Source organism: Candidatus Hydrogenedentota bacterium (assembly GCA_035416745.1).
GTDB lineage: Bacteria > Hydrogenedentota > Hydrogenedentia > Hydrogenedentales > SLHB01 > UBA2224.
This window is the reverse complement of the sequence record DAOLNV010000166.1, coordinates 1457-3763: the sequence shown is the minus strand read 5'-3', so window position 1 is coordinate 3763 and position 2307 is coordinate 1457. Positions and strand designations below refer to the sequence as shown.

Here is a 2307-nt window from a genome sequence, read left to right as displayed (position 1 = left end):
ATGAAACGACAACGTGGCGGTGCGGGGGCGCGGAAATTGACTTTCCGTCAGAATCCTTGCCATGATGGGCGCCGGTGCATTGCAACGAGAACTAAGGAGGGCGCCTGCTATGGGACGTATCCTGGCAAAATCCTGCATCGTGCTGCTTGCGACACTGGTGATGGTCTCGTGTGGACCCAAAACGGAGGCCCCGCCGACACCCCAACCCGCTCCGGCGCCTGCTCCGGCGCCCGCTCCCAAACCCGCTCCCGCACCGGCGCCCGCGCCCTCGGCAATGGTGATTCCTGACGTCCCAATCCCCGAGGTTCCAGGTGTCGCGGCCGAGGGCATCCTGCTTGCGCAAGACGGCGTGAGCGAATACCGGCTCGTGATCGAGCCGGGCGCCAGCCCGTCCGAGAGACTCGCGGCCGCCGAGATTCAGACCCACTTCAAGGCGTGCACGGGCGCCGAGCTGCCCATTGTCGAGGGCAAACCGGCGGAGGCCGTCCCGATGATCGTGCTTGGCTGCGGTCCGACAGCGGAGGGCCTTGGCGTCAATCCCGCCCCCGAAGACCTGGGCGACCAGGGATATGTCCTGATAACGGTGGGCAAGAACGTGGTCATCGCGGGTTCGGCCGCGGCTGGCACGCTTTACGGCGCACGCGATTTCCTCGAGGCGGACTTGGGCGTGCGGTGGTATGCGCCGGACGAAACGAGGACTCCCGAGTTGAAAACCGCGTACGCGCGGGAACGCGGCGAGCAGAAGGTGGTGCAGCCTTCCTTCGAATGGCGCCTCACCAGTTACGAATGGCCGGGAGGCGATGAGACGTTCCGCGCGCGCCGGGGCGAGAACAACGGCACGGGCGGCCCTGACAACGAATTGGGAATCCAGTATGCCCATGATGGCCGGTGCCATACCTATTCCCGCTTCATCCGCCCTGAAGAGTACTTCGACCAACATCCGGAGTATTTTTCGGAGATCGGCGGGAAGCGCGTGCGCGATGAGACGCAGCTTTGCCTGACCAATCCCGAGGTCCTCGAGCTCGTCACCGAGAAGATGCTTCAACGCATGCGCGAGCATCCTGAGTATGTGCAGCAGAACTTCTCGCAGTCAGATTATTACTCGTACTGCGAGTGCAAGAACTGCGCGGCCATGAACGAAGCCATGGGAACGGCCGGAGGCACGCAGTTCTGGTTCGTGAACCAGTTGGCGGAACGCACCTCAAAGGAGTTCCCGAACATTCTGATCGGCACCCTCGCCTACATGTATACCGAGGAGCCGCCCAAGGACATGAGGATGCATCCCAACGTGGCGGTGTGGCTGTGCCATATGTACCCGAGCTGCCAGAGCCACCCCATCGCCACGTGCGAAAAGAACGCCAACTTCAAGCGGCGCGCCCAAAGATGGGCCGAAATCTGCGACCACCTGTACATCTGGTACTACATCGTCGATTTCGCCCACTATTACAACCCGTACCCCAATTTTGGCGCAATGGCCGCGGATTACAAGTTCTTCCATGACATCGGCGTCGAAGGTATCTATTCGCAGGGCATGGGTCATAGCGGAGGCGGCGGCGAATTCAGCCTCTTGCGGCCTTACTACGCAACCGAGTTCATGAAGGACCAATCCCAGGACCCGGACGTGGTCATGTATGACTTCTTCCAGGGCTACTACGGCGCCGCGGCGCCCCACATTTACCGCTACGCCAAGATGCTCCAGCAGAAAGTCGATACCGATAACATTCACATGCACCTGTACACCAATCCCGGCCAGGGCTATCTCACCGACGAGATTGTCGCGGCCGGCGAAGAACTCTTCAACAGAGCCGAGGAGGCCGTGGCGGGCGACGAGAAGCTGCTCGAGCGGGTGCGGGTCTGCCGCATGCCGCTGGTCTACGCGCGCTGGTTCCCGCGCAACGGCTACGATATCACCGAAGGCAAACTGGTCTTCAAGGGCACCCTTGCCAAACCCGATGAAATGACCGCCTTTGGCGAGCGCATGGCTGCCCACGGGTTCCAGAATATCCGCGAATGGGGCGGGAGCGCCGAAGAATTGGCCCTGTACTCCATGGTTCTCAACACGTCCATCCCTCTTCCCTCGATTAAGAGCCAACACCTGACGGTGGACGTGGTTCCGTTCATGGGAGCCCGGGCGCTGCGGATCATCCATAACGCCACCGGCGAGTGCGTCACGGCCTACAACGTCGTGCAAAACCTCGTTTTCCCGTTCGGCGGCGGCGAGGACACGCGGGTCGGCGGCAATTTCGCGATACACGAAGGCGGACCAATGGTGCAGGCCGAGATGACCAACCTTTCGGACAACAAAGA

General features: G+C 61.6%; 1 protein-coding gene. It reads left to right on the top strand.

The genetic code is table 11. From position 1 onward, the window contains the following. Positions 1–109 precede the first annotated feature (109 nt). A partial coding sequence (locus PLJ71_22600) for a DUF4838 domain-containing protein (protein ID HQM51478.1) occupies positions 110–2307 on the top strand: 2198 nt, incomplete at its 3' end.